This window comes from Sphingopyxis sp. Geo48 (genome assembly GCF_949769155.1).
Lineage (GTDB): Bacteria > Pseudomonadota > Alphaproteobacteria > Sphingomonadales > Sphingomonadaceae > Sphingopyxis.
In genome coordinates, this window is the sequence record NZ_CATKPA010000001.1 from 505,965 (window position 1) to 532,962 (window position 26,998).

At 66.4% G+C, this 26,998-nt stretch carries 28 protein-coding genes; 18 read left to right on the top strand and 10 right to left on the bottom strand.

Features of this window, described 5'->3' with window-relative positions; genetic code table 11:
• Position 1 precedes the first annotated feature (1 nt).
• The 3 genes from QOL79_RS02625 (at position 2) to QOL79_RS02635 (ending at position 2,933) form a co-directional block, all read left to right on the top strand.
• Positions 2–856: an alpha/beta hydrolase gene (locus QOL79_RS02625; protein ID WP_283418531.1), complete on the top strand. Its 855-nt coding sequence runs from the start codon at positions 2–4 to the stop codon at positions 854–856.
• Positions 853–1,788, top strand: a complete 936-nt coding sequence (locus QOL79_RS02630; protein ID WP_283418532.1) for an alpha/beta fold hydrolase — start codon at positions 853–855, stop codon at positions 1,786–1,788. Before QOL79_RS02625 ends, QOL79_RS02630 begins: the two co-directional genes overlap by 4 nt.
• 143 nt (positions 1,789–1,931) lie before the next feature.
• Positions 1,932–2,933, top strand: coding sequence for an NAD(P)H-dependent glycerol-3-phosphate dehydrogenase (locus tag QOL79_RS02635; RefSeq protein WP_283418533.1), 1,002 nt, complete (start codon positions 1,932–1,934; stop codon positions 2,931–2,933).
• A 1-nt stretch (position 2,934) separates the two neighbouring features.
• Here QOL79_RS02635 and QOL79_RS02640 read toward each other — a convergent pair whose 3' ends face one another.
• Positions 2,935–3,561, bottom strand: coding sequence for a TlpA family protein disulfide reductase (locus QOL79_RS02640; protein ID WP_283418534.1), 627 nt, complete (start codon positions 3,559–3,561; stop codon positions 2,935–2,937).
• Here QOL79_RS02640 and argH point away from each other — a divergent pair.
• The 4 genes from argH to QOL79_RS02660 are packed head-to-tail and all read left to right on the top strand — an operon-like array spanning position 3,533 to position 7,245.
• Positions 3,533–4,936, top strand: a complete 1,404-nt coding sequence (argH, locus tag QOL79_RS02645; protein ID WP_283418535.1) for an argininosuccinate lyase — start codon at positions 3,533–3,535, stop codon at positions 4,934–4,936. The genes QOL79_RS02640 and argH overlap by 29 nt on opposite strands.
• On the top strand, positions 4,936–5,187 hold the full coding sequence (locus QOL79_RS02650) for a hypothetical protein (protein ID WP_058454520.1): 252 nt from the start codon (positions 4,936–4,938) through the stop codon (positions 5,185–5,187). The genes argH and QOL79_RS02650 overlap by 1 nt, the downstream gene beginning before the upstream one ends.
• Positions 5,188–5,206: 19 nt before the next feature.
• The gene (lysA, locus tag QOL79_RS02655; protein ID WP_283418536.1) at positions 5,207–6,466 is read left to right on the top strand and encodes a diaminopimelate decarboxylase; all 1,260 of its coding nucleotides are present in this window, start codon (positions 5,207–5,209) and stop codon (positions 6,464–6,466) included.
• Positions 6,467–6,468: 2 nt separating this feature from the next.
• Complete coding sequence (locus QOL79_RS02660) at positions 6,469–7,245, top strand: precorrin-2 dehydrogenase/sirohydrochlorin ferrochelatase family protein (RefSeq protein ID WP_283418537.1); 777 nt, start codon at positions 6,469–6,471, stop codon at positions 7,243–7,245.
• Between the two features lie 152 nt (positions 7,246–7,397).
• On the opposite strand, the gene QOL79_RS02665 is transcribed toward QOL79_RS02660, so the two are convergent.
• Entirely contained in the window at positions 7,398–8,201 is an 804-nt protein-coding gene (locus tag QOL79_RS02665) for an SDR family oxidoreductase (RefSeq protein ID WP_058454517.1), read from the bottom strand.
• 108 nt (positions 8,202–8,309) lie between these two features.
• Here QOL79_RS02665 and QOL79_RS02670 point away from each other — a divergent pair, with 108 nt between their 5' ends.
• On the top strand, positions 8,310–8,822 hold the full coding sequence (locus tag QOL79_RS02670; RefSeq protein ID WP_058454516.1) for a hypothetical protein: 513 nt from the start codon (positions 8,310–8,312) through the stop codon (positions 8,820–8,822).
• Positions 8,823–9,047: 225 nt separating this feature from the next.
• Here the strand turns inward: QOL79_RS02670 and QOL79_RS02675 are convergent, their stop codons facing one another.
• The 3 genes from QOL79_RS02675 to QOL79_RS02685 form a co-directional block, all read right to left on the bottom strand.
• Positions 9,048–9,599, bottom strand: a complete 552-nt coding sequence (locus QOL79_RS02675; RefSeq protein WP_204993217.1) for a SixA phosphatase family protein — start codon at positions 9,597–9,599, stop codon at positions 9,048–9,050.
• 52 nt (positions 9,600–9,651) lie between these two features.
• A complete protein-coding gene (locus QOL79_RS02680; protein WP_283418538.1) occupies positions 9,652–12,381 on the bottom strand; it encodes an ATP-dependent DNA helicase in 2,730 nt (909 codons plus the stop codon).
• Positions 12,382–12,558: 177 nt separating this feature from the next.
• Positions 12,559–12,927, bottom strand: a complete 369-nt coding sequence (locus QOL79_RS02685) for a PilZ domain-containing protein (protein ID WP_283418539.1) — start codon at positions 12,925–12,927, stop codon at positions 12,559–12,561.
• A gap of 94 nt (positions 12,928–13,021) precedes the next feature.
• Here QOL79_RS02685 and QOL79_RS02690 point away from each other — a divergent pair, with 94 nt between their 5' ends.
• The 9 genes from QOL79_RS02690 (at position 13,022) to QOL79_RS02730 (ending at position 19,367) form a co-directional block, all read left to right on the top strand.
• Positions 13,022–13,438, top strand: a complete 417-nt coding sequence (locus QOL79_RS02690) for a response regulator transcription factor (protein ID WP_283418540.1) — start codon at positions 13,022–13,024, stop codon at positions 13,436–13,438.
• 98 nt (positions 13,439–13,536) lie between these two features.
• Positions 13,537–14,073, top strand: a complete 537-nt coding sequence (locus QOL79_RS02695) for a DUF4199 domain-containing protein (protein WP_058454513.1) — start codon at positions 13,537–13,539, stop codon at positions 14,071–14,073.
• Between the two features lie 70 nt (positions 14,074–14,143).
• On the top strand, positions 14,144–15,745 hold the full coding sequence (locus QOL79_RS02700) for a lysine--tRNA ligase (RefSeq protein WP_058454512.1): 1,602 nt from the start codon (positions 14,144–14,146) through the stop codon (positions 15,743–15,745).
• 120 nt (positions 15,746–15,865) lie between these two features.
• On the top strand, positions 15,866–16,351 hold the full coding sequence (locus QOL79_RS02705) for a DUF3291 domain-containing protein (RefSeq protein ID WP_282946808.1): 486 nt from the start codon (positions 15,866–15,868) through the stop codon (positions 16,349–16,351).
• On the top strand, positions 16,348–16,833 hold the full coding sequence (locus tag QOL79_RS02710) for an asparaginase domain-containing protein (RefSeq protein ID WP_282946809.1): 486 nt from the start codon (positions 16,348–16,350) through the stop codon (positions 16,831–16,833). Before QOL79_RS02705 ends, QOL79_RS02710 begins: the two co-directional genes overlap by 4 nt.
• Positions 16,834–16,927: 94 nt before the next feature.
• Positions 16,928–17,212 carry a BufA2 family periplasmic bufferin-type metallophore gene (gene bufA2, locus QOL79_RS02715; RefSeq protein WP_058454510.1) on the top strand — a complete coding sequence of 95 codons (285 nt, stop codon included), beginning with the start codon at positions 16,928–16,930 and terminating at the stop codon, positions 17,210–17,212.
• 171 nt (positions 17,213–17,383) lie between these two features.
• Positions 17,384–17,692 carry a hypothetical protein gene (locus QOL79_RS02720; RefSeq protein WP_058454509.1) on the top strand — a complete coding sequence of 103 codons (309 nt, stop codon included), beginning with the start codon at positions 17,384–17,386 and terminating at the stop codon, positions 17,690–17,692.
• Positions 17,693–17,755: 63 nt separating this feature from the next.
• Positions 17,756–18,604, top strand: coding sequence for an MNIO family bufferin maturase (bufB, locus tag QOL79_RS02725; RefSeq protein WP_283419034.1), 849 nt, complete (start codon positions 17,756–17,758; stop codon positions 18,602–18,604).
• Positions 18,597–19,367, top strand: a complete 771-nt coding sequence (locus QOL79_RS02730; RefSeq protein ID WP_283418541.1) for an HvfC/BufC N-terminal domain-containing protein — start codon at positions 18,597–18,599, stop codon at positions 19,365–19,367. The genes bufB and QOL79_RS02730 overlap by 8 nt, the downstream gene beginning before the upstream one ends.
• Here QOL79_RS02730 and QOL79_RS02735 read toward each other — a convergent pair.
• Complete coding sequence (locus QOL79_RS02735; RefSeq protein ID WP_058454506.1) at positions 19,364–20,395, bottom strand: fatty acid desaturase family protein; 1,032 nt, start codon at positions 20,393–20,395, stop codon at positions 19,364–19,366. The genes QOL79_RS02730 and QOL79_RS02735 overlap by 4 nt on opposite strands.
• A gap of 237 nt (positions 20,396–20,632) precedes the next feature.
• On the opposite strand from QOL79_RS02735, the gene QOL79_RS02740 reads away from it, so the two are divergent.
• Positions 20,633–23,188 carry an EAL domain-containing protein gene (locus tag QOL79_RS02740; protein ID WP_283418542.1) on the top strand — a complete coding sequence of 852 codons (2,556 nt, stop codon included), beginning with the start codon at positions 20,633–20,635 and terminating at the stop codon, positions 23,186–23,188.
• Positions 23,189–23,195: 7 nt separating this feature from the next.
• Here the strand turns inward: QOL79_RS02740 and QOL79_RS02745 are convergent, their stop codons facing one another.
• The 4 genes from QOL79_RS02745 to QOL79_RS02760 all read right to left on the bottom strand — a co-directional run bounded on the left by QOL79_RS02745 (position 23,196) and on the right by QOL79_RS02760 (position 26,995).
• Positions 23,196–24,467, bottom strand: a complete 1,272-nt coding sequence (locus QOL79_RS02745; RefSeq protein ID WP_283418543.1) for a metal-dependent hydrolase family protein — start codon at positions 24,465–24,467, stop codon at positions 23,196–23,198.
• Between the two features lie 131 nt (positions 24,468–24,598).
• A complete protein-coding gene (locus QOL79_RS02750) occupies positions 24,599–25,549 on the bottom strand; it encodes an RcnB family protein (protein ID WP_283418544.1) in 951 nt (316 codons plus the stop codon).
• Positions 25,550–25,657: 108 nt separating this feature from the next.
• Positions 25,658–26,203, bottom strand: a complete 546-nt coding sequence (locus QOL79_RS02755) for a (2Fe-2S)-binding protein (RefSeq protein ID WP_058454502.1) — start codon at positions 26,201–26,203, stop codon at positions 25,658–25,660.
• Between the two features lie 27 nt (positions 26,204–26,230).
• Positions 26,231–26,995 (bottom strand): class II aldolase/adducin family protein, encoded by a 765-nt coding sequence (locus QOL79_RS02760; RefSeq protein ID WP_058454501.1) that lies wholly within the window; start codon positions 26,993–26,995, stop codon positions 26,231–26,233.
• Between the last annotated feature and the right edge of the window lie 3 nt (positions 26,996–26,998).

The window sequence follows — 26,998 nt, forward strand, 5'->3', positions numbered from 1 at the left end:
CATGCCCGCGCTGACGCTGCCCGCCGGATCGGCCGGCGCCGGCGCGAAGCTGCACGTCACCCACTGGCTTCCCGAAGGGCGACCAAAGGCGGTGGTGCTGCTCGCGCACGGCTATGCCGAACATGCGGGGCGTTATGAGTATGTGGCGAAGCGGCTGACCGACGCCGGCTACGCCATCTATGCGGTCGACCATTGGGGCCATGGCGCCTCGGACGGCGAGGGCGGTTTCGTGCCGCGCTTCTCGGCTTTCCTCGATGGCATGAGCGAATTGCTGACGCTCGTCGAAGTCAATCATGGCGACACGCCGCGCCTGCTCCTCGGCCACAGCATGGGCGGCCTGATCGCAACCCTGTTCCTGATCGAGCGCCAGCAGGCGTTCGTCGCGGCCGCGCTTTCCGGCCCTGCGATCCTGCCCGCCGAGCCGCCGTCGCGTTTCACCGTGTGGATCAGCCGCTTCCTGTCGCGCTTCTTCCCGCGTCTCGGCGTGCTGTCGCTCGATGCGACCGGGGTCAGCCGCGATCCCGCGGTGGTCGCCGCCTATCAGGCCGACCCGCTCGTCTATGGCGGCAAGATCGGCGCGCGGCTCGGCAAGGAATTCATGGACGCGATGGCGGTCGCGCAGGCCGACGCGCCCAAGATCCGCCTGCCGATCCTGATCCAGCACGGCGAGGCCGACCGGCTGACCGCGCCTGCCGGATCGCGCTATCTGTTCGAGCATGTGTCGTCGGTGGACAAGAGGCTCGAGATCTATCCGGGCCTGTTCCACGAGATCTACAACGAGCCCGAGCGCGATGCGGTGCTGGGCGACCTCATCGCTTGGTTCGACGCGCATAGTCCGGGCGGAACCGCATCATGAGCTTCATCATCATCGTCCTCATCTCGGCCATCGTCTTCCTGACGCTGCTCTATCTCTTCTTCCCCGAACAGATCGTGCTGCTGATGCGCTGGCTGATGCGCAAGCGCGCCCGCGTCGAACGGAAGACGGTGACGGTCGACGGCCGCACCTGGCCTTATCTGGAGGGCGGCGATCCGTCGAAGCCGACCCTCGTGATGGTGCACGGCTTCGGTGCCGACAAGGATCACTGGACCTTTTATGCGCCGTGGCTGACGAAGGACTATCATCTGATCGCGCCCGATCTGCCGGGCTTCGGCGAGAATGACCGCGACGGCGAATTGCCCTTCGACGTCGGCAGCCAGGCCGCACGGCTGAAGGGTTTTCTGGATGCGCTCGGCATCGACCGCCCGCACCTTGGCGGCAACAGCATGGGCGGCTGGATCGCGCTGCGCTTCGCGATCGATTATCCCGATGCGCTCCGCACGCTGACGCTGATGAACAATGCGGGCATCCTCGGCGCCGACGAAAGCGAGTTGCAGAAGCTCGCCGCGAACCGCGACTATAATCCGCTGGTCATCGCCAATCTCGAGGACGCTGACCGACTGATCGCCTTCGTCGTCCGCAAGCCGACCTATGTGCCGGCACGGCTCAAGCCGGTAATCTACGCCGACGCGCTGAAGCACCGCGACCTGCTCGACAAGATCTTCTGGACGATCGCCGACGAGATGGAGGCGAAGCCGCTCAACGACGAGCTTCACAAGGTGACGGTGCCGACATTGATCATCTGGGGCCGCCACGACAAGCTGATCGACGTCAGCTGCGTCGCGGTGCTCGAAAAGGGGATCGCGCGCAGCAACAGCCATATCTTCGAGCATGTCGCGCACGTCCCGATGATCGAGGACCCGAAAGCAACCGCAGAGGTCCAGCGCGCGTTTCTGGGCGAGCACCCCTGAACCTTCGTCATCCCGGACTTGATCCGGGATCCACGACAAGCGCGCGGTGATGGACGCCGGATCAAGTCCGGGGTGACGAATGGGCAAACGCCTTGCCAACCCCCTCATCCCGCGCCACTCTCGCCCGAAACAGGGAGAGACATATGCGCCTCAAAGTGGGCCTGCTCGGCGGGGGTAGCTGGGGAACGACGGTCGCCTCGGTCGTGTCGCGCAACGCGCCGATCACGCTCTGGGCGCGCGATGCCGAAACCGTCGAGAGCATCAACGGCGCCAGCGAGAACCGCAAATATCTGCCGGGCATCAAGCTGCCCGCGGCGCTCCGCGCGACGAACGACATGGCCGAGGTCGTCGCCGGTGCCGATGTGCTCGTGATGGGCGTCCCCTCGCACAGCTTCCGCGGCGTCCTCGAGGAAGCGCGCAACCATCTCCGCCCATGGGTGCCGGTGATCAGCCTCACGAAGGGCTTGGAGCTTGCGTCGGGCAAGCGGATGACCGAACTGATCGAGGAGATCCTGCCCGGCCACCCGGTTGGCGTGCTGACCGGCCCGAACCTCGCGCGCGAGATCATGACGGGGCAGGCGGCGGCGAGCGTACTCTCCATGGAAGACGAGATTGTCGTCCGCGCGCTCCAGCCGGTGTTCCACTCGGGGCTGTTCCGCGTCTACACGAACACCGACCTGCTCGGCTGCGAGCTGGGCGGGGTGCTCAAGAATATCATCGCGATCGCGGTCGGCATGGGCGACGGGCTTGGGGCGGGCGACAATACGCGCGCGGGGCTGATGACGCGCGGGCTGGCCGAGATTACGCGGCTCGGCGTCGCGATGGGCGGGCGGCCCGAAACCTTCGCGGGGCTCACCGGCATGGGCGATCTGATCGCGACCTGCACCAGCCCCTTGAGCCGCAATCGCCATGTCGGGGTCGAACTCGGCAAGGGCCGCCATATCGACGACATCATCGCGGGGATGAACATGGTCGCCGAAGGGGTGAAGAGCGCCCCGACGGTTATGGCGCTCGCCGAAAAATATGACTTGGCGATGCCGATCGCACGCGACGTGTTCGACGTGACGCAGGGCAAGCGCGACGCGCGCGAGGTGTTTCGCGGCCTCCTGAAATCGAGCGTCGGCGACGAAGCGCACCCGGGGTGAGCTAAGCCCCCGCCTCGGCCAGCAACGCCTTCGCTTCGTCTCCCTGCCAGTCGATCGCGCCGACGACGCGCCAGACTTCCTTGCCCCGCGCGTCATAGAGTATGCTCGTCGGCAGCGCGCTGGCCGCGGCGTCGAGCAGGCCGTTCTTCGGATCGAGATAGGGCTGCAGCGCCTTGAGGCCTGCCTTCTGGAACCAGGGATCGACAACGGCGGCGCCCTGCAGATCCTGCGCGACCGCGATCACCGTCAGGCGTTTGCCCTGCTGCGCCGCCAGCGCGTCGAGCGTCGGCATTTCGGCGACGCACGGCGCACACCAGGTCGCCCACAGGTTGACGAGCAACGGCTTGCCGCGGAACGACGCGAGCGTCACCGGCGCGTCGTCGGGCCCGGTAAAGCTCACCGCGGGGGCGGCTTTGCCCGCATTGGTGCGGTCGACGATATGCTTGAAGGCGCCGACGTCCCTCGCTTCGCCGGATGAAATATTTGCTTGGGGCGCCGCGGCTTGCCCGTCGGCCTGCTTTTCCCTATCGCAGCCCGCGATCAGCGATCCGGCGAGCATCAGCGGCAGGATCATCGGAAATTTGGTCAGGGCGCGGCGAATGGCGGATACTCCGGACAGCAACAGCATGTGGGGCGGCCGCTTCGGTGGCGGACCCGCGGCGATCATGCAAGAAATTAACGCCTCGATCCCCGTCGACAAGCGATTGTGGGAAGAAGATATCGCCGCCAGCCGGGCCCATGCGGCGATGCTGGGAACCTGCGGGATCATCAACCCCGACGATGCGGCGCAGATCGACCGCGGTCTCGCGCTGATCGCCGACGAGTTCGCCGAACGGGGCGTGCCGGTCGACCTCAGCCTCGAAGACATCCACATGACGGTCGAATCGCGGCTGAAGGAACTGGTCGGCGAAGCGGCCGGGCGCCTGCACACCGCGCGCTCGCGCAACGACCAGGTCGCGACCGATTTCCGCTTGTGGGTCCGCACGGCGTGCACCCGCATCGACGCGGGGCTTAAAGCGCTGCAGACCGCGCTGCTCGCGCGCGCCGAAGACCATGCCGACAGCATCATGCCGGGCTTCACGCACCTCCAGGTCGCGCAGCCGGTGACGCTCGGCCATCACCTGCTCGCCTATGTCGAGATGTTCGCCCGTGATCGCGGACGTTTCGCCGATGCGCGCCGCCGCCTCAACGAATCGCCGCTCGGCGCCGCCGCACTCGCGGGGACCAGCTTTCCGCTCGATCGCCACGCGACCGCATCGGCGCTCGGCTTCGACCGGCCGATGGCGAACAGCATCGATGCGGTGTCGGACCGCGACTTCGCGCTCGAATTCTGTGCCTCGGCCTCGATCGCGGCGATCCACCTGTCGCGCCTCGCCGAGGAAGTGGTGATCTGGGCGAGCCAGCCCTTCGGGTTCGTCAGCCTGCCCGATGCCTGGTCGACGGGCAGTTCGATCATGCCGCAAAAGCGCAACCCCGACGCCGCCGAGCTCGTGCGCGGCCGCGCGGGGCTGCTACTCGGCGCCTTCCAGCGTCTTGCCGTGATCGTGAAGGGCCTGCCGCTCACCTATTCGAAGGATCTGCAGGACGACAAGGAGACGGTGTTCGGCGCCTTCGACGCGCTTGCGCTGTCGCTTGCCGCGATGACCGGCATGGTCGAAACGCTGAGCTTCCGCATCGACCGGATGCGCGCGCTCGCCGCCTCGGGCTTCTCGACCGCGACCGACCTTGCCGACTGGCTGGTGCGCGCGGCGGGGGTGCCGTTCCGCGAGGCGCATCATATCGTCGGTGCCTGCGTGAAACGATCCGAGGAGCTTGGCGTTGAGCTGTCGGCGCTGCCCGCCGCCGAGGCCGCCGCGATCCACCCCGCGGTCACCCCCGATGCGCTCGCGGCGCTGACCGTCGAGGCTTCGGTGGCGAGCCGCGTCAGCTATGGCGGTACCGCGCCCGAACGGGTAAGGCAGGCCATTGCCGCGGCCCGCGCCGCGCTGGAAGGACAGGATTGATGGCGACGAAGCGCCTCATCGCGACCATGATCGCTGCCGCCGCGTTGCTCGGCGCGTGCGGTGCAAAGGAAGATCTGAAGCCGGCGGCGAACCAGCCCGCGCCGGTCGTTCCCGTCGGCGCGACAAGCGCCCCGACCACGGAGGAGCTCACGACGCCTGACGCGCAGGCCCGGCCCGCGCGCAGCGACGAACTTCTCAAACGGTCCGAACGCCGCGAACCCGACGATTTCGATTTGCCGCCTCCGGGCTGAGCTTCAGGACTTTCGACCCATGGACCATTTTGAATACCGCGACGGCGTCCTCCACGCCGAAGACATTCCCTTGCCGCGCATCGCCGAGGAAATCGGCACCCCCGTCTATGTCTATTCGCGCGCGACGCTCGAACGCCATGCACAGGTTTTCGCCGAGGCGCTCAAGGATATTCCCAGGAAGCACATCGCCTTCGCGATCAAGTGCAACCCCAATCTCGGCGTGCTGCGCGTTCTCGCGCGGCAGGGCTATGGCGCCGACGTCGTCTCGGGCGGCGAGCTCGAACGCGCGCTCGCGTCGGGCATGGCGCCGCAGGACATCGTCTTTTCGGGGGTCGGCAAGACGCGCGCCGAGCTGGCGCAGGGCCTCGACCGCGGCATCGGTCAGTTCAACATCGAGCATGAGCCCGAGGGCGTCGCGCTCGCCGAAATCGCGCTTGCGAAGGACATGACCGCGCCTGCGGTGCTGCGCGTCAATCCCGACGTCGATGCGGGGACGCATGCGAAGATCTCGACCGGCAAGGCCGAGAACAAGTTCGGGGTCGGCATCGACGTCGCGCCCGAAATCTTCGGCCGCCTAGCCGCGCTGCCGGGGCTGCAGATGCGCGGCATCGCGCTCCACATCGGCAGCCAGCTCACCAGCCTCGCGCCGCTGGAGGCCGCGTTCGAGCGCGTCGGCCGCCTTGTCGCCGACCTCCGCGCCGCGGGGCACAGCATCACCCACGTCGACCTCGGCGGCGGCCTCGGCGTGCCATACCGACCCGAGGACAATCCGCCGAGCCCGGCGGAGTATGGCGCGATGGTCGCGCGGGTGACGAAGGACTGGGACGTCACCTTGATGTTCGAGCCCGGCCGCGTGATCGCGGGCAACACCGGCGTCCTGCTCACCGAGGTGCTGTGGGTGAAGCCCGGCGCGACCAATCCCTTCGTGATCGTCGACGCCGCGATGAACGACCTCGCGCGTCCGGCGCTTTACGATGCGTATCACGACTTCGTTGCGGTCAGGCCGACGGGCGAGACGATGACCGCGTCGATCGTCGGACCGGTGTGCGAGACGGGCGACACTTTCGCGCGCGACCGCGTGATCGACAAGGTCGAGTCGGGCGATCTCGCGGTGTTTCGCACCGCGGGCGCCTATGGCGCGACGATGGCATCGACCTACAACAGCCGCAGCCTCGTTCCCGAGGTACTGGTCGACGGCGACCGCTATATCGTCGTCGCCGACCGCATCGCCGCGGGCACGATCATGGCCGCCGAGCGCGTTCCCGACTGGATCGACTGACGATGCAGCAGCTTCCCGTCTTCCTCAACCTTGCCGGCCGCACGGTCGTGCTGGTCGGGGAAGGCGAGGCGGCCGAAGCAAAGGCGCGGCTGGTGACGCGAGCGGGCGGGCGGATCGTCCCGGTGTGGCAAGAAGGCGCAACCATCGCCTTCGTCGCGCTCGCCGATGACGAAGCGGCGCGCGCGGCGGCGGCCGACCTCCGCGCGCGCGGTCTGCTCGTCAATGTCGTCGACCGGCCAGATCTCTGCGACTTCACGACCCCGGCGATCGTCGACCGCGCGCCGGTGACGATCGCGATCGGGACGGGCGGTGCGTCGGCCGGGCTCGCCAAGGCGGTGCGCCAGCGGATCGAAGCGTTGCTGCCGTCGCGGCTCGGCGCGCTCGCATCGGCGCTCCATGCCGCGCGCGGTACGATGAAGGCGCGCTGGCCGGCGGCTGCCGACCGCCGCCGCGCGATCGACGCGGCGCTCGCGGCGGGCGGGGCGCTGGACCCGCTCGTTCCCGGGGCGGCCGACAAGGTCGGCGAATGGCTTGACGGTACGGCAGAAACTATGCCCCCGCGCCTCGAAAGCATCCGCCTCACCGGCGATGACCCCGACGATCTGACGCTGCGCGCCGCGCGGCTGCTCGGCGAGGCCGACCATATCTTCCATTCGCCGGCCGTCCCGGCCGCGGTCCTCGACCGCGCGCGCGCCGATGCGGTGCGGCATGTCGCCGATGCGCCGCCCGGCGATCCGCCGCCGGGGCTGTCGCTGTGGATTTCGGAGAGCGGTAGCTGACGAACGGAAGTGGACCATCCAACATCGTCACGCCGGACTTGATCCGGGGTCCATGCTGTCAACGCCGCGGTGGATCCCGGATCAAGTCCGGGATGACGAAGGGGAGGGTGTGACGTCCGCGTCGCCCCCCAGCTGCAATCATCCTCGCGGCATCAATGTCCCGCGGTTCCCAGCCCGTCGATCTTCTTCGACTGCTTCGCGATCAGGCCGGGAAAGAAGCGCGCGAGGCGAGAGAGGCGCTTGGCCATCTTGCCGACGGTGACATGCACCTTGGTGCCGTGAACCGCTTCCCACGCCGCTTCGGCCACGCGCTCGACCGGCGAGATTTCGAAACCGGCGGCCGACAGGCGGCCGCGCGCGGGCTCGTTGCTGTCGGCGCTGACCTGGTCGAGGATCGGCGTGTCGATGAAGCCCGGCATCAGCGAGCGCACCTTGATGTCGTGCTTGGCGAATTCGATTTCGAGCGCTTCGGTCAGGCCGCGCACCGCGAATTTTGTCGCCGAATAGACCGCAAGCCCCGCGACGCCATAAAAGCCCGAGGCCGATCCGGTGTTGAGGATCGTCGAACCCGGCGTCGCGCGAAGCAGCGGCAGCGCCATATAGACGCCGTTGACCACACCGCCGAAGTTGATCGCGATCAACCGGTCGGCCTCTTCCGGCGCCATGTCGATGAACTGGCCGCCCGATCCGATCCCTGCGTTGTTGAACAGCACGTCCAGCCGCCCGCCGCTGGCCTTTGCGAAATCATCGAGCGCGGCCTTCCACTGGTCGCGGTCGCGGACGTCCATGACATGGCGTGACGACGCGCCCACGGGCAGCAATGCGGCGGTTTCGTCGATCCCCGCCGAATTGACGTCGGCGATTCCGACGAACCAGCCCTGCGCGGCGAAATGGCGTGCCGTCGCGCGGCCGATGCCCGATCCGCCGCCGGTGATGAAAATCGCCTTCCGTGCCACCCTCGTCTCCTTACATCCTTGTCAGCGCGAGAAGAGGCCAGCTTGACGGACACGTCAAGCGCAAAGGTGGCTTGGCAATCGGCGTGGGGGATGGCTATCAGGGCGCCGATGTTCCGCCTGCGCCTGATGCTCCTCGCCCTCCTGGCTTTCTGTCTCGGCGCTGCGGTTCCCGCATCGGCCGCGGTCACGGTCAGCTTCTACAGCCACGATTTCGGCGACCGTTTCCCGCACGCCTTCATCGTCGTGAAGGGACGGCTCGACGGCAGCGGGCAGGCGGTCGACAATAATTTCGGCTTCACCGCGAAAAATGTCAGCCCCGCGATCCTGCTCGGTTCGGTGAAGGGCTATGTCCAGACGTCGCAGCCCGACTATATCGCGAAGAGCGACCGACAGTTCAGCGTCACCATCGACGATGCGACCTATGCGCGGCTGATCGCTAAGGTCCGCGAATGGCAGGACCGCAAGCAGCCAAGCTACAGCCTGAACAAGGCGAACTGCGTCCATTTCGTCATGGAACTCGCCGAGGTCGTGGGGCTCAAGGTCAATCGCAAGAGCAAATATTTCAAGAAACCCAAGACCTTCCTGATCGAAGTCAGAGAGCTGAACCCGGCGCTGGGGTGACGAACGACCGGTAACGACCGGAAGTGGACGTGACGCCCAACCTAATCCGTTCGCATCGAGCCCTTCGACGGCCCGCAGGGCGGGCGCTCAGGATAAACTTCAGCCTTCGGTCGAAGTCGAGATGCCCCTCGGGCTAGGCGCAAGGCTGCCGGGTGTCTCGACTTCGCTCGACACGAACGGAAATAGGGGACGGTCTGGAATCCGCCCCGAAAGCCGCAATCCGCGTCAGTCGTTATCCATCGCCGGTCCCAGCGCCGGGTCGAGGTCGCGCGGACGGACGAACGCAGTGATCCGCGCCTTGTTGACGTCGAGATCGTGCCAGTCGGCGATGTCGAGTTCGAGCCGCACGAGCGCCGAGGTCGGCAGCTTGTCCTCGACCTGCTCGCGGAGCGGGCCGCCGCCGTCCGACGGGACGAGTTCGAGCACCAGATCCTCCAGACCCGGATTGTGACCGGAGATCAGCAGGTGCTCCGCATCCTTGCCCATGTCGCGGATGACGTCGATCAGCGTCGCCGCCGATGCGAGATAGATGCGCCGGTCCCAATGCGGTTCGAGCGCATCGAGCGCCGCCGCCGGCTGGAACAGGTCGAGCGTCTCGGTCACGCGCACCGCGGGCGAGGCGATGATGCGGTCGACGGGCAGGCCCTGCCGCTTGACATATTGCCCGATGAGCTCGGCGCCGCGGCGGCCGCGGGCGTTGATCGGCCGGTCGAAATCGCGTTCGACCTGTACGTCCCAGCCCGACTTTGCGTGCCGCAGGATCGTCAAACTTTTCAAAATCGCTCCCCGCGTTGCCCTGTGACCCTCTCGCTCGCTCTCTGCCGGAAACTTATGACGGTGAAAAGGCGGGAAAGGCGCTTTTTCTTCGTTCGACATTCGCCGCCGCGACATGGTTCACCGCCTCGTCGAGCGGCAGGCGGCGGACCGGCGTTCCGTCGGGAAAGCCGCTCAGCAGCCTTGACGGGAAGCTGGGCGAGAGCATCACGAACTGGCCGAAATCGTCGGCGCGGCGGATCAGCCGCCCGAACGCCTGGCCGATGCGCGCGCGGATGACGCTGTCGTCATAGGCGCTGCCGCCCTGCGCCGCACGGCGCGCGGCGTGGAGGATCGTCGGGCGCGGCCAGGGCACGCCCTCCATCACGACGAGGCGTAGCGACTCGCCGGGCACGTCGACGCCGTCGCGCAGCGCATCGGTGCCGAGCAGCGAAGCGTGCGGATCGGCGCGAAAGATGTCGACGAGCGTGCCGGTGTCGAGCGGATCGACGTGCTGGGCATAGAGCGGCAGGCCGGCGCGGGCGAGGCGGTCGGCGATGCGCGCGTGGACGATGCGGAGCCGCCGGATCGCGCTGAACAGACCGAGCGCGCCGCCGCCCGATGCCTCGATCAGCCGGCTGTACGCGCCGGCGAGCGCAGGCAGGTCGCCGCGCGGGATGTCGGTGACGATCAGCACCTCGGACTGGCGCGCATAGTCGAACGGGCTCGGCACGGCGAAATGCTGGACCCCGCCGTCCATGTGCCGTGCGCCGGTGCGGATGTCGGCATCGGTCCATCCGCTTCCGCTACGCAAGGTCGCCGAGGTCACGAGCACCCCCTGCGCGGGCCGATAGACGATCTCGGCGACCGGCCGCGCCGGGTCGAGCCAGTGGCGGTGCAGCCCCATATCGAACTCGCGTCCGTCGAAGCGGTCGACCGCGAGCCAGTCGACGAAGTCGGGATCTGCCGGGCCGCCGACGCGCCCGAGCAAGGAGAGCCACCCGCCGAGCGTGTCGATGCGCGTGCCAAGGCTGTTGCGCGCGCCGTCGACGCGCGCGCGCGCCTGTCCATCGAGCCAGTCGGGCGGATCCTCGACCAGCGCGTCAAGCCGTTTGCCAAGCGCCATCAGCGGGCGCAGCAGCGCCTCGATCGCGTCACTCGCCTTCGCGGCGGCGGCGACCAGTTCGGGATCGGGATCGGCGAGTTCGGTTTCGAGGCCGTAGCCGCTGTCGCCGGTGCGCGTGTCGACGCTGCGCGCATAGGTCATCGCGCGCACCGCGACGAGTAACCGCTCGATCGCACCCCATGGTTCGCTCTCGGAAATGCGCCCTAGCCAGCCTTCGCCGGGCAGTTCGCCGGCTGCCTGGATCGCGGCCTGGATCGCCTTGTCGCCCGCCTCGTCATAGCTCGCGACGTCGGCGAGGCGCGCCGCGAGCCCGCGCCGCCGTCCGCGCGACTTGCCTTCGGGTCCGAGCACCCAGCGGCGGATTTCGACCGCTTCCTGTCCGGTGAGCGCCGCCGCGAACATGCTGTCGGCGGCATCCCACAGATGATGGCCTTCGTCGAAGATCAGCCGCGTTGCAGGCGCACCGCCGTCCCGCGGGCGCGCCGCCTGCACCATCGTCAGCGCATGGTTGGCGATGACGATATCCGCCTGGCCTGCGGCGCGCGCCGAGCGCTCGATGAAGCATTTGCGGAAATGTGGGCAGCCCGCATAGATGCATTCGCCGCGCCGGTCGCTGAGCGCGGTCGTCCCGTTGCGGCGGAACAGCGCGGGGAGCCAGCCGGGCAGGTCGCCGCCGACCATGTCGCCGTCGCGCGTATAGGCCGCCCAGCGCGCGACGAGCTGCGCAAGGATCGCGGCGCGGCCCGAAAAGCCGCCCTGCAAGGCATCCTCGAGATTGAGCAGGCAAAGGTAATTTTCGCGGCCCTTGCGCACCACCACCTTCTCGCGGTGCGTCGCGGCGTCGGGATAGAGTTTCTCGGTCTCGCGCGACAATTGGCGTTGCAGCGCCTTTGTGTAGGTCGAGATGCAGACCGCACCCGCCGACTGGTCGATCCACTGCTTGGCAGGGGCGAGGTAGCCCAATGTCTTGCCGATCCCCGTGCCAGCCTCGGCAACGAGCATCTGCGGCATGTCCTTGCGCTCGCGCGGCGCGAAGATCGCGGCGGCCGCGCGGGCGTAATCCTGCTGCCCCGCGCGCCGTTCGGCGCCGTCGCCGGTCAGCCGGTCGAGGCGCGCGCGGACGTCGTCGGGATTGACCGTCACCTGCCGCGGTTGCGGGCGCGGCGGCGCTTCCTCCCATTCGGGAAGTCTGGCGAAGAGCCAGCGGTCGGCCCTGTCGGGCGGGCCGAGGCGCGATTGCATGAGCGACGCCCACGGCCAGCGCTGGCGCCCGAGCGCCTGCAGCCCGTGCCAGGCGCCTTCGCGCTCGAGCCAGTCGGGCTCATCTAGGCTGGCGAGCATCGCAGCGGCGGCGAGGCGGAGGAAGAACGCGATGTCCTCTTCGGCCTTCGGCGCTTCGAGGCCGATCGATGCGGCGATCCCGGCGGGCGTCGGCACCGCGAAGCGCGCCGGGTAGAGGAAGGCGAACAGTTCGAGCAGGTCGAGCCCCGACAATTCGGGATAGCCGAGCCGATCGCCGGTCAGCGTTGCATTGAGGAGCAGGTGCGGTGTCGCAGCGACGGCGGCAATGGCTTCGCCGCGCCCGACGCGCTGCACGCGCCCTGCGGGATCGGCGATCCAGATGCCGACATGGCTCGCGTGGAGCGCGGGCAGGGCAAGGGGATCGACGCGGGGGAGCATCGCAATACGCTAGGGACAAAAGGCGAACGCGGCAAGGCGGCATACCAATCCTCCCTGTCGCAAAGCGATGGGGAGGGGGACCGCCGAAGGCGGTGGAGGGGCGAGAGGCACCGGCCCTTCCGTCAGCGCTTCGCGCTGCCACCGCCCCATGCCTTCGGCACAGGGAGGATGGAAGGACTAGCTGAGCCCGCGGCGTCCGAAGCCCGCGGTGCGCTGGCTCAGAAAGGCCGGCGGCACGTCGGTGGGTTTGACCCTGCGTGCGTTCCGGAGCGCGTTGTAGAGCGCGCCATGCGTCAACTCGTAAGGGAAGCGGACGCCCATACGGTCGAATTCCGACCACATCACGATCGCGTAGGTGACCTCGCCGGCATAATGGATTTCGCAGCGCGACCGCGCGGGCATGCTCGCGCCGTCGATGCGCGCGCCGCCTTCGGACAGGTCGACGATGCGCCCCTCGACGAAATTGAGGACGCCATTGACCATGACCTCGATCGAAACCGGCGTCCGGTTGTGGCTGCGCGCCGTGGGGGAACGAAAATTCGTCATGCAGGGAAGCTAAGCCCAACATGGTAAATTTTCCGGTAACGATAACCCGACTGACGGTGCCATATTGCAAGCAATTGCGGACAATGATTTACCGATGATCGTGGCGCGGTCGATCATCCTCTATGGCATTGCGCTGGCCGCGGTGGCGTTCCTGCTCGAATGGTTGAATTATCGCCATGTCGTGCATCGCTGGTCGGCCGAATTCTATATCGTCTGCATTGCCGCCGTTTGCGTCACGCTCGGCATCTGGGTCGGCAACCGGCTGACCGCGCGGCCGCGGCAGGCTTTCGCGCGCAACGACGCGGCGATCGCCGCGCTCGGGCTCAGCGCGCGCGAGTGCGAGGTGCTCGAAATGCTCGCGGCGGGGCACGCCAACAAGGTCATCGCGCGCCAGCTCGATATTTCGCCGAACACGGTGAAGACGCATGTCGCGCGGGTTTATGAAAAACTGGAGGTCGCCAGCCGGACGCAGGCGGTGCAGAAGGCGCGGACGCTCGACATCCTGCCGTAGTTTCGGACGAAAGGCCCAAAATCACCCGTTTGGGCGATGGATTTCGGCCGTTGTTCCGGCGCATCTCGCATGGCATTCATCCATCGGGGAGATATATCATGGGCAGGATCATCGCGGTTTACGGCGCCATTGCGGGCGTCATCGTCGTCGCGGGGATGTTCATCAACATCGGCTTCCTCGCCGACCATGGCGCGATGGGAATGGTCGCCGGCTATCTGTCGATGCTGGTCGCGCTCATTTTCGTCTTCGTCGGCGTGAAGCGCTATCGCGACGTCGATCTGGGCGGGGTGATCGGCTTCTGGAAAGCCTTTGGCGTCGGGATTGGGATCGGGCTCGTCGCGGGGCTGTTCTATGTCCTCGGCTGGGAACTTTATATGTGGCGGACCGGCGGGACCTTCATGGCCGAATATATCGCCTCGAGCATCGAGGATATGCGCGCGGCCGGCAAATCGGCGGCGGAGATCGCGAAATTCTCGTCGGAAATGGGCGCGATGGCCGAGCAGTACAAGAACCCGCTGTTCCGCATGGCGCTGACGTTGACCGAGATATTGCCGGTCGCGCTCATCGTGTCGCTCGTGTCGGCGGCGCTGCTGCGCCGGAGCAGCTTCATGCCGGCGGTCCAGCCGCGCGGCTGAACCGGGCAAGAAGGGGACTGGCGCGTCCGGTCTTCTTCCCATCCGCGCTTCTTGCCGCTATGGGCGCGCCATGACTGACTTGCACCTTCACCCGTCGCTGCGCGAGCCCGCGCAAACGTCCAAGGCCTGGCCGTTCGAGGAAGCGCGCAAGCTGGTCAAACGCTATCCGCAGGGCAAGCCGGGCGGCGAGGCGGTGCTGTTCGAGACCGGCTATGGTCCCTCGGGCCTGCCGCATATCGGCACCTTCAACGAAGTGCTGCGCACGACGATGGTCCGCCGCGCCTATGAGGCGATCACCGGCGGCGCACCGACCCGCCTCGTCGCGTTCAGCGACGACATGGACGGCCTGCGCAAGGTCCCCGACAATGTGCCGCAGCAGGAGATGCTGCGCGAACATCTCGGCAAGCCGCTCACCGCGATCCCCGATCCGTTCGGCAAGTATGAAAGTTTCGCGCATCATAACAATGCGATGCTGCGCGAGTTTCTCGACCGCTTCGGCTTCGAATATGAATTCGTCAGCTCGACCGAGCGGTACAAGTCGGGCGCGTTCGACGAGGCGCTGAAGAATGTCCTGCGCCATAACCAGGACATTCTCGACATCATGCTGCCGACGCTGCGCGCCGAGCGCGCCGCGACCTATTCGCCGATCCTGCCGGTCAGCCCCAAGTCGGGGATCGTGCTGCAGGTGCCGGTGACCGTCGTTGACGCCGACAAGGGCCTGGTGTCGTTCGAGGACGAGGGCGAGACAATCACGCACAGCATCCTTGGCGGCGGCGCGAAGCTGCAGTGGAAGGTCGACTGGGCGATGCGCTGGGTCGCGCTGGGCGTCGACTACGAAATGTACGGCAAGGACCTGACCGACAGCGGCATCCAGTCGGGCAAGATCGCACGCGCGCTCGGCGGGCAGAAGCCCGAGGGGCTGATCTACGAAATGTTCCTCGACGAAAAGGGCGAGAAGATTTCGAAGTCGAAGGGCAATGGCCTCAGCCTCGAGCAGTGGCTGAGCTATGGTAGCGAGGAGAGCCTCGCCTTCTTCGCATACCGCGAGCCCAAGGCGGCGAAGCAGCTCCACATCGGCGTGATCCCGAAGGCGGTCGACGAGTATCTGCAGATGCGCGGCAACTATGCGGCGCAGGAGCCCGACAAGAAGCTCGGCAACCCGGTGCATCACGTCCATGTCGCGCGCGGCGAGGATATGCCGTCGGCCGAGCTGCCGGTGACGTTCGGGCTGCTGCTCAATCTCGTCGGAGTGATGGGCGCCGATGCGTCGAAGGAGCAGATCTGGCGCTACCTCGGCCAATATGTCGACGGCGCGAATGCCGAGACCTATCCCGAACTCGACCGGCTGATCGACAATGCGATGGCGTATAACCGCGACTATGTCGCGCCGACGCTGAACCGTCGCAAGCCGCAGGGCGGCGAAGGCGCGGCGCTGGCCGAACTCGACGCGAAGCTCGCGGCGCTGCCCGCCGACGCCTCGGCCGACGATATCCAGAATATCGTGTACGAGATCGGCAAGAACGAAGCCTATGGCTTTGAAAACCTGCGCGACTGGTTCAAGGCGCTCTACGAGACGCTGCTCGGTTCCAGCGCGGGTCCGCGCATGGGCAGCTTCATCGCGCTGTTCGGGATCGACAACACGCGGCGGTTGATCGCCGAAGCGCTGGCTTAAACGCAAGCCGACGTTAAATTCCGTTCGTGTCGAGCGAAGTCGAGACACGTTGCGGCGTAGTGCCAAGCCAAGGCATCTCGACTTCGCTCGATGCGAACGGACGTTTATTGGGAGGATAACATGGCGGACTATGAACTCGCGCAGATCAATATCGCGCGCTTCCGCCTGCCCGCCGACCATGTCGCGAACCGCGACTTCATGGCGGCGCTCGACGGCGTCAACGCGATCGCCGAGGCGAGCGACGGCTTCGTCTGGCGGCTGACCGGCGAGGGCAATGACGCGACCGATGTGGCCGTCACCGACGATCCGCTGGTCATCCCGAACATGTCGGTGTGGCGCGACCTCGATGCGCTCGCGGCCTTCGTCTATCGCCAGCCCGAGCATCTTTCGATCATGCGGCGGCGCAAGGAATGGTTCGACCATATCGCCGTCTATCAGGTGCTGTGGTGGGTGCCCGCGGGCCACCGTCCGACGGTGGCGGAGGGGATGGCGCGGCTTGCGATGCTCGAAGCAAGCGGGCCGGGTCCCGAAGCCTTCACCTTCAAGCAGCCGTTCGCGGCTCCCGACGGCACCCCGGCCCTGCCGGTCCAGGACGAATGCGCGTGATCGACATTTTCACGACGGGTGGGACGATCGACAAGGTCTATTTCGATGCCTTGTCGGAATTCCAGATCGGCCCCGCGGCGATCCCCGACATGCTGCGCGAGAACAACGTCCATGTTCCGCACCGCGTCACCCAGCTGATGCGCAAAGACAGCCTCGAGCTGACCGACGCCGACCGCGAGACGATCCGCGCCGCGGTCGCCGCGAGCGATGCAGGCCGCATTCTCGTGACGCACGGGACGGACACGATGGTCGTTACGGGTCGCGTTCTCGCAGGGATCCCAGGCAAAACGATCGTCATGACCGGGGCGATGCAACCCGCATCGGTGCGCGCAAGCGATGCCGAATTCAATGTGGGTTTCGCGCTTGCCGCCGCGCAAACGCTGCCTCCGGGCGTCTATATCGCGATGAATGGCATGATCTTCGACCCCGAAACGACGGTGAAGGACCGCGCCGGCGCGCGCTTCGTGTCGAGCGCCGGATAAACGCGGCGGCGCTGTAACCTTCTTTCGGCGCATCCGAATATCCCTCCGTGGACCGGTATCGTGCCGCGCCATCCTGTCTTCGGAGGAAATCATCATGACCAGCAACAAATTCGCCGCCGCCATCGCCGCTTCGGCCACCGCCCTCGCGCTCGCCGGCGCCGCCATGGCCGCGCCCGCTCCGGCGGGCAGCTCGGGCGCCGCGGTCGGCGCCAAGGACACCGTCCACTGCTACGGCGTCAACAGCTGCAAGGGCACCGCCGACTGCAAGACCGCGTCGAACGAATGCAAGGGCCAGAACGAATGCAAGGGCCACGGCTTCAAGGCGATGGCCGCGGCCAAGTGCCTGTCGGACGGCGGCGTGATCGGCGACCTCGGCTGATCCCGCGCTGATCGTCCAATCTTTCCCGTGCGGCGAACCGTCCCGCCGCACGGGAAATCCCTTCGCCTGTGATCCAGATCATGCCACAAGGCCCTCGGGTCGTGTGACAAAAGCACGGGGGCGACGAGTCGCTCCACCTTTATCTGGACAACCAAGGGAAGGGACGATCACATGAATAGCAACAAACTCGCCGGTATGATTGCCGCCTCGGCCACCGCGCTCGCGCTGTCGAGCGCCGCGATCGCGGCCGACAAGCCGTTGCCGAAGCAGATCGGCGCCAACGACACGGTGAAATGCTATGGCGTCAACAGCTGCAAGGGCTCGTCCGATTGCAAAACCGAAGCGGCCTCGTGCAGCGGCGATTCGGGCTGCAGCACCGCGGGCAACAGCTGCGCCGGCGCCAACAGCTGCAAGGGCAAGGGCTTCAAGAAGATTGCGGCGGGCAAATGCCTGACGGACGGCGGCAAAATCGGCGTCTGACGCGAAGACGGGCGGGTCCGGCTACGCGCCGGACCGCTTCGTTCGCCATGGAGACGACGCGTGATTGAACCCGATCGCAAGACCGCGCCTTCGCCGGGTTTTGGCCTGGGGTTGCGCCCCGATCATTACCCCGATTTCCTGCGTGAGCCCCAGCCGGTGGACTGGCTGGAGATCATTTCCGAAAACTACATGGTGCCGGGCGGCAAGCCGCTTGCGATGCTCGATGCGATCCGCGCCGATTATCCGATGGTCATGCATGGCGTGTCGCTGTCGATCGGGTCCGACGAGCCGCTCGACATGGATTATCTCGCTGCGTTGAAGGCGCTCGAAAGACGCGTTGAACCGCTTTGGATTTCCGACCATCTTTGCTGGACCGGGATCAATGCGCATAACACGCACGACCTGCTGCCGCTCCCCTATGATGCGCCCGCGCTCGACTGCGTCGTCGAGAATATCGGCCGTGTGCAGGATTATCTCGGCCGCCGCATCCTGATCGAAAATCCGTCGAGCTATGTGACCTTTCGCTCGTCCGACCGCAGCGAATGGGAGTTCCTCGCCGAAATGGCCGGGCGCGCCGACTGTCTGCTGCTGCTCGACGTCAACAATATCTATGTCAGCGCGCGCAATCACGGCTTCGATCCCGAGGACTATCTGGCGGGGCTGCCGGTGGACCGCATCCAGCAGATTCACCTCGCCGGGCACAGCGACATGGGCGATTATGTCATCGACACCCACGATGCCGACGTCTGCGACGCGGTATGGGATCTTTATGCGAGCGCGATCAGGCGGTTCGGATCCGTCGCAACGATGATCGAGCGCGACGACGCCATTCCGCCGCTTGCCGACGTGCTCGACGAACTCGATTGCGCCCGGGCGCTTGCGGCGCGCGCGCTGGAGCCCGAGCATGCCTGAGACGCTGCGGGAGATGCAGCGGCGCTTCCTTGCCGGCATCGTCGGCGACGATGGGGAGGCGGAGGAGCTGATCGTCGACGACGACCGCGTCGGCGCCCGCCGACGGCTCGACATCTATCGCAACAATTACCGCGCCAGCCTGACCGGCGTCGTCGCCGATCATTATGAGCGGCTCCACGCCTATCTGGGCGACGAGCAGTTCGATAACGTCGCGCAAGCCTATGTGACTGCGCACCCGTCAACGACGCGGAACCTGCGCTATTATGGCGAGGCGTTGCCGGCGTTCCTCGCCAAACATTTTCCCGCTGACGGCGAGCTTGCCGAGCTTGCAGCGCTCGACTGGGCGCTCCGTCATGCTTTCGATGCGCGCGACACCGCGATGCTAGATGCCGCGGCGGTCGGCGCGCTTGGCGACGCATGGATCGAGCAGCGCCTCGTGCTGCATCCCTCCGTGCGTTTGCTTCGGGTGCGCTTCAACGTCGCAGCGTTGTGGAGCGCGCTCGATGCCGAACAGGAGCCGCCCGAGCCGGTAGCCTTTGCGTCGCCTGTCGCGTTGCTCGTCTGGCGGAGCGGCCAGCAGCCGAGTTTCCGTAGCCTGCCGGAAGCGGAGGCCGACGCGCTGGCGCGGTTCGAAGCCGGTTCCAGCTTCACCGACCTCAGCGCACATGTCATCGCCGCGATGGGGGAGGCGGGGGCGATGGAATCGCTCGCGGCCTGGCTCGGCCGCTGGCTCGCCGACGGCGTGCTGATCCTGGCCGACTAGGCCTTTGCCGTAACCTGCCGTAGCACCGCGCGGTAGTTCGGCGCGATCGTCATCGCCCGATGCTTGTCCTGCGACCCCAGCATCGCGTGGACGGCAGGCAGGCGATAGCAGGGCACACCCATGAACAGATGATGTTCGGCGTGATAATTCACCCAATATGGAGCGACCGTCGCGCGCGCGATCCAGCCGGCATAGGTCGTGCGCGCATGGGTGAAGGGATCCTGACTGCCGGTGGTCGTGCAGGCATGTTCGGCGATGTTGCGAATGCGAAGATAAAGCTGAAAGGTCGTCGCCAGCCCGGCGAGCCACAGCAGATAGGGCGTCCAGCCATAGAGCGCGAGCGAAGCCGTCAGCAGCACCACTTGCACGGCGAGGAAACGCCCCACCGCACGCGTCACCGCCATCGCGCCCGCGACGTCGATCGTCGGTGACGTCATGCCGTCGTCCGACTGCTTGTTGAACGGCGTCCCCGCCTTGGTACTCGCACGGCCGTTTTCAATCGTTTCGCCGCGCAGCATCGCCTTCAGGCCTTTGAAGGCGAATCCGAACTGCGCCATGCGCTGCTTGAAAAAGGTCTGGCCGGTCAGGTCGCGCAGCACCTTGCGTCCGAGGCTGGCCCGCGTGGTGGGGAAAGGCTTTGACAGCGACAGGTCGGGGTCTTCGGGTTGCTGCGTGAATTTGTGATGCTGAAGATGATAGGTGCGATAGGCGATCAGGTCCGACCCGATCGCGGCGCCCGTAAGCCACTGGCCAAGGAAGTTATTCACCTTGCGATTGGGGTGCAGCAAGCCGTGTGCCGCCTCATGCATCAGGATCGCGAGGCCGAGCTGGCGCCCTCCGACGATGATCACGGCGAGCAGCCAGGCAAGCGGATTGCCGCTCCATGCGGCGAGGCCGACCGCGGCGATGCTGACGATCCATGCGTGGGCCACGAGCCAGGGCCCGCGCCAGCGCGACGGCGCGGTGATCGCGGTCCATTCGGCGCGGTCGAAAAAACGGTCGGGCGGCAGCAGGCGGACGGCAGGCATGCGACCAGTCTAACCCGTTGCGATCCGAAACCCAACCCCTTCCGTTTTGGTACAGGATCGGGGGAAACGGGGGCGGTGGCGGTAAGGATTTGGAAACCCCTTTCCCGACAGAGACGGGAGGGGGCAGTTGAGCGGATTGGGGCGTTTTTTTTGGGGGTTAAGCATCATATCCTGCGGCCAGCCGAACGCGATATGCCCGGTGGGGGCGCGTCGCCGTTTGCAACACCCGAGTTCGCGATGCGCCTGCTGCGCGTCGCGCAGCTTTGGCATTATGTCTTTTTCGCGCGCACGCTCGCCTTCCTCTCCTTCGCCTTTTTCCCCGGTGTCGAGGGCTTTCTCCGCCATCCTTCGCAGTGGTTCGTCATGGGGGCGGGCCTGGTCTGCGACCTGGCGCTGACGATCATCGGGCAGATGTCGCGCGGTTGGCGCAAGCTGCCCGTGAACCGCATCCAGGCCATTCTCGCCGTTAGTTTCTCGCTGGTGACATTGGGAACGATGCTATGTTCGGCGGCGACTTTCTCCGCAGTCGCCGTCCACGACGGGCGCCCCTATTTCGACGCATTCTCGGCGGTCCAGCTCGGTGTGATCCTCGTCGCGGCGGCGGCATCGGCGATCCAGCGCCCCGCCTTTTTCGCCTTCGCCGGCGCGACCGCGGTCGGCGGCGCGATCGGGATCGCGTCCTGGCCCTTCGGTGTCGCCGGGCTCGTCTTCCTCGGCCTGCTCATCGTGATGCTTCGCCACGATGTCCGCCGGCAAATGCGCGCGACGCGCGCCAGCAGGACGACGATCAGTGAACAGCAACGCGCGCTCGGCCTGATGCGCGATTTCGAGCGCGCGGGGCGCGGCTGGTTCTGGGAGACCGACCGCAATGGTCACCTCGTCTATATTTCCCCGACGGTCGTTGCGAAACTCGGCCTCTCGCTGTCCGACGTCCTCGGCCGTCCGTTCACCGAGATCATCCGCAAGCGGCTCGGCAATGACGAGAGCGAGGAGCGGACGCTGGGCTTCAGCCTGTCGTCGCGCACGCCCTTCAACGAACTCACGGTGCTGGCGGCGGTGCCGGGCGAGGAGCGCTGGTGGTCGATCTCGGGGCATCCGATCAGCAACGAGCTTGGCAATTTTCAGGGCTTTCGCGGTTCGGGAACCGACCTCACCGACAAGAAGAAATCCGAACGCGAGATCAAGCAGCTCGCGCGCTACGACACGCTGACGGGCCTCGCCAATCGGCTGCATATCACCGAATTGCTCGAACGCGCGCTGCGCAACCATATGGGACAGGTGCAGCCCTGCGCGCTGCTTTTGATGGATCTCGACCGCTTCAAGGCGGTCAACGATACGATGGGGCACCCCGCGGGCGACCAGTTGCTGCAGCAGGTCGCGGGCCGGCTCACGCAGATCATCGGCGACAAGGGGCAGGTCGGCCGTCTCGGCGGCGACGAGTTCCAGATCGTGCTGCCGCAGATCGTCGAGCCCGAGAAGCTGGCAGGAATCGCCAACGCCATCATCCTCAGCCTCGCCAAGCCCTTCGCGATCGAGAATGAGCAGGTGCGGATCGGGTCGTCGATCGGCATTGCGATGTCGGAAGGCGGCGGCGTGACCGCGTCGGCCCTGGTCCGCAATGCCGACCTCGCGCTCTATGCTGCGAAGGACGCCGGGCGCGGCGTCCACCGTTTCTATGCCGACGCGATGCACAATCAGGCGAGCGAGCGGAAGGCGATCGAGGATTCGCTGCGCGATGCGCTGGCGAACGACGAGTTGCAGTTGCTCTATCAACCGATCGTCGATGTGAAGAGCGAGCGGATTTCGGGCTTTGAGGCGCTGATCCGCTGGCGCCGCGAGTCGGCGGAGATCGTCAGTCCGTCGAAGTTCATCCCGATCGCCGAGGAATCGAACCTGATCATCCCGATCGGCGAGTGGATCATCCGGACCGCCTGCGCGACGATCGCGCGGCTGGGCCCCGACTATCGCGTCGCGGTCAATGTCTCGCCGCGCCAGTTCGCGAACGAGAAGCTGCCCTTGACGATCCTGAACGCTGTTGCGGCAGCGGGGATCGAGCCCGGCCAGCTCGAGCTTGAGATTACCGAGGGCGTCTTCCTCGACGAAAGCCCCGCGAATCTGGAGATGTTCCAGAAGTTGAAACGCACTGGCGTCCGCCTCGCGCTCGACGATTTCGGAACAGGCTATTCGGCGCTCGGCTATCTGAAGAAGGCGCCGTTCGACAAGATCAAGATCGACCAGAGCTTCGTGCTCGGCGCGGCCGACAGGAACAGCATGAACGCCGCGATCATCTCGTCGATCGTCGGACTTGCCGACGCGCTGGGGATGGAAACCACGGCGGAAGGGGTCGAGACGCACGACGACCTCGCGCTGATCCGCGGGCTCGGGTGCAGCCACGTTCAAGGCTATATCTACGGCAAGCCGATGGATCTCGATGAGGTGGAGGCGCTGCTGGCCGAGCAGGGCGGCCTTGCAATCGCGCGCGGGTTCAAGAGCGCACGTGAGCCGCGCGTCCGCACCTTCCGCACGATACAGGTCGAAAGCGGCGGACATCGCTATGAAGCGATCGTGCGCAACCTGTCGTCGCGCGGCGCGCTGCTCGAAGGCCTGTGGAATGTGCCCGAGGGAACGCTATTGTCGCTCGAATTCACGCCAGAGGTGCGAGTCGACGGTCAGGCCCGCTGGTCGACCGAAAGCCGCGTCGGAGTGCAGTTTGCCGAGGCGGTGGATACGGGAGCGCTCGTTCGCCCCGTCAAGGCGAAGGCGGTTCGTCCGCGCGTCCACCGCGCCGCGTGAGCGACGGTCAGTCGGCGGCGCGGCCGCGCACCATCACCCAGTCGACCTTCTCCAGCACTGCAACATCGCTCAGCGGATCGCCCGCGACGGCGATCATGTCGGCCGACATGCCGGGCGCGATCCGTCCGATCTGATCCTCCATCGACAGCAATTTCGCGGCGACCGTCGTTGCGCTCGCCAGCGCCTCGCGCGGGGTCAGGCCATATTTCACCAGCAGGGCGAATTCGCCCGCATTACGGCCATGCTCGAACACGCCAGCGTCGGTGCCGAAGGCGATCGGGACGCCCAGCGCCTTGGCGCGCCCCACCGCCTTGCCGACATCGTTCATCGTCATCCGCACCTTGGCCTCGACCGTCGGCGTATAGATGCCCTTGCCGAGGCGCTCCTTGATGCCCTCGAACGCCATCAGCGTGGGGACCAGATAGCTTCCCTTCGCCTTCATGACCTTGAGCGCTGCGTCGTCGGCGAAGGTGCCGTGCTCGATGCTGTCGATCCCCGCTGCTGCGGCCGACTCGATGCCGCGCGCGCCGTGTGCGTGCGCCATCACCCTCAGCCCCAGCGAATGCGCGGTGTCGGCGATGCTGACGAGTTCGGCATTCGAGAAATGGCCTTCGAGCCCGCGCCCCTGCTGCGACAGCACGCCGCCGGTCGCAGTGATCTTGATGACGTCGGCGCCCGCGCGCGACGCCTCGCGCACCTTCTCGGCGCATTCGACCGCGCCGGTGCAGGTATAGCCCTGATCGAGCACGGCGTGGACGTCCTCGCGAAAGCCGGTGACGTCGCCATGCCCGCCGATGATCGACAGCGGGGGACCGGCCGCGACGATCCGCGGACCTTCGATCATCCCCTCGGCAGTGCCGCGCCGCAGCGCGAAAGCGGTATATTGCGCCGATCCCGCCTCGCGGACGGTGGTGAAGCCTGCGCGCAAGGTGAGGCGCGCATTCTTGGCACCGACGACGACGCCCCATTCGTCGGGATCCACTGCTTCGCTGCGATAATCGCCGCCTGGATCGCCGGTCAGGTGGACGTGGAGGTCGATCAGGCCGGGGAGCAGCGTCTTGTCACCAAGATCGACGATCTCGGCGCCCGCTGGCGCCTCGCCGCGACCGGGCGCGATCGAGGTGATGCGATCGTCGGTGACGACGACGGTCGAGGGCCCCAGCGCCGGCTTGCTCGCGTCGGTGATGACGCGCCCTGCATAGACGACGGTGGTTTTGGCTATCGCAGTGCCGCTCAGCAGCGCGAGCGTCGCTGCCGCGACCAGTCGGATTGAGCGCATGATATTTCCCCTCATGTTGTCACGCGATCGTGGCGCGGCGGGCGGGGGAGGGCAAGCGGGTAAACGCCGGTCGATTAAAAGAGGGGCCGGAAGGCCGGCCCCTCAGTTTGCCTCTGATAACCGAAAGGATGTTACCAGAAGAAGTCGTAGATCACGTCGACCACGCGGCCGCTATAGACGTCGACAAGCAGCGCATCGTCATAATAGCGGACCCAGCGATAGTCCCCGTAGGCCGGCGGCAGGCGATAATACCAGGGATCGTTGATCCAGTAGCGCTGGCCGTAGAAGAGCGACCCGAGCGTGAAGCCGATGCTGAAGCGCGTGTAGCCATAGCCGCGATAGGGGTTGTAGTAACGCGGCATGCGATAATAGCTGCGGTTCCGGTCGCGGTAGCTTCGCCAGTCGTAGCGGCGGTCGTCGCGCCAGCTGCGGTTCCAGTTGTTGCCCGGACGGCCGTCGCGATAGCGCCGGTCGACATATCCGTTGCGGTTATTGTCCCAGCGCCGGTCGACGCGATTGTCGTTGTTGCGATCCCAGCGGCGGTCGAGATCGCCGTTGCGATTGCGGTCGTAGCGGCGATCGACGCGGTTGTTGTCGTTGCGGTCCCACTGACGATCGACCTGGCCGTCGCGATTGCGATCCCATTGGCGGTCGGTGCGGCCGTTGTTGTTGCGGTCATAGGTGCCGCGCTGGCCCTGCACGCGCTGCTGCTGCGCGACCGGGCGCTGCGCATCGCCGCGCTGGCCCTGGCCCTGCCACTGTCGCTGCCCTTCGCTGCGCTGGCGCTGGCCGTTCCAGCTATTGTTGCCGCGGTCGCCGCGCGGTGCCTGCTGCACCTGCTGCGTCTGCGGGGCGTTTTGGCCCCGCTGACGCTCGACGCGCTGGCCGCCGCCGTTCCAGTCGCCGCGGCGCGCTTCGGGGCCGCGCGGCCCGCGCTCGCCGCCGCGATCGCCGCGCTGGGCGATCTGGATGCGCTCGCCATTCGCCTGGGCGGCGGCCGGCGCTATCGGGGTGAGGATCGTCGCTGCGATCAGCAGCCCTCCGAACATCTTCTTCATCTCGGCTTCACTCCAGAATCCCATCCGGCACCCAGCCGATCGGGAAGATGAATCGAAAGTTACCGGAGGCAAGATGATTAGCGGCTGAACATCGCTGTTGCCTGCGGTTCAGCTACATGAACGGAAAATCCGCTAGTTGCCATGCGGGGTTTTGAGCGCGGGCACGGCGCGTGCGGCGTCGGCGGGGCGGATGCCCGGCGGCGGCGCGGCGGCGATGCGTTCCTCGCCGCGCATGACCCGGCCGGCGCGGCGGATTGCCGTGCGAATCCGGGGATAGGTGCCGCAGCGGCAGATGTTCGTCATCGCCGCATCGATCTCGGCATCGCTCGGGTTGCTGTTCTTCCGCAGCAGCGCGGCGGCGGCCATGATCATCCCCGACTGGCAGAAGCCGCATTGCGGCACCTGTTCGGCGACCCATGCCTGCTGCACCGGATGGCTGCGGTCGCGCGACAGCGCCTCGATCGTGGTGACGAATCGGCCCTCGCACTCGGCGATCGTGACGAGGCAGCTGCGGATCGCCTCGCCATCGATATCGACGGTGCAGGCGCCGCAGTCGCCGGTGCCGCAGCCATATTTGGTGCCAGTCAGGTTCGACGCGTCGCGCAGCGCCCACAGCAGGGGCGTTTCGGGATCCATGCGATATTCGACCGGACGGTCGTTGACCGAGAAGCGCGTCATAGGGCCCCTAGTAACGACCCCGCCGGATTAGTCACGCCAGCTCGTGTCGATCTTGTCGACCTTGCGCACCATCGCATCGAACTCGGCCTTGCCCGACTGGCCGGGGATCGCCGCCATATAGAGGTCGCGCTGGTGGACCTTGATCACATCGTCGCCAACCAGGATCGGCTTGCCCATGCTCATCGTCGCAAGCTGGATCTCGCACGCGCGCTGGAGCGCCCAATATTTGATGAAGGCGTCGGTCAGCGACTTGCCCATCACGACGGGGCCGTGGTTGCGCAGCATCAGGATGCGCTTGTCGCCGAGGTGCTCGACCAGCCGCGCGCCTTCTTCTTCGCGCACCGTGACGCCCTCGAAATCATGATAGGCGAGCTGACCCATGAAATTGCAGGCATAGAAATTGGTCGGCTGCAGCCCGCCCTCGAGCCCGCATACCGCCATCGTCGCGGTCGTATGGGTGTGGATGATCGCATGCGCGTCGGGCAACACGCGGTGGAACAGGCTGTGCTGGACGAAGCCCGCCTTGTTGACGTGCCAGGGATTATCCTCGTCGAGCTTGTTGCCGTCGATGTCGATCTTGATCAGGCTCGACGCGGTGACTTCGCTGAAATGCATGCCATAGGGGTTGATCAGGAAGGCGCCTTCCTGATCCTCGAGCTTCACCGTGATGTGGTTGAAGATCATCTCGTCCCAGCCCATCATCGCGAAGATGCGATAGCAGGCGGCGAGTTCCTGCCGCGCGGTCCATTCGGCTTCGCTGTATTTGCTGTTGCGCTTGAGCTGCGTGGCCATGGG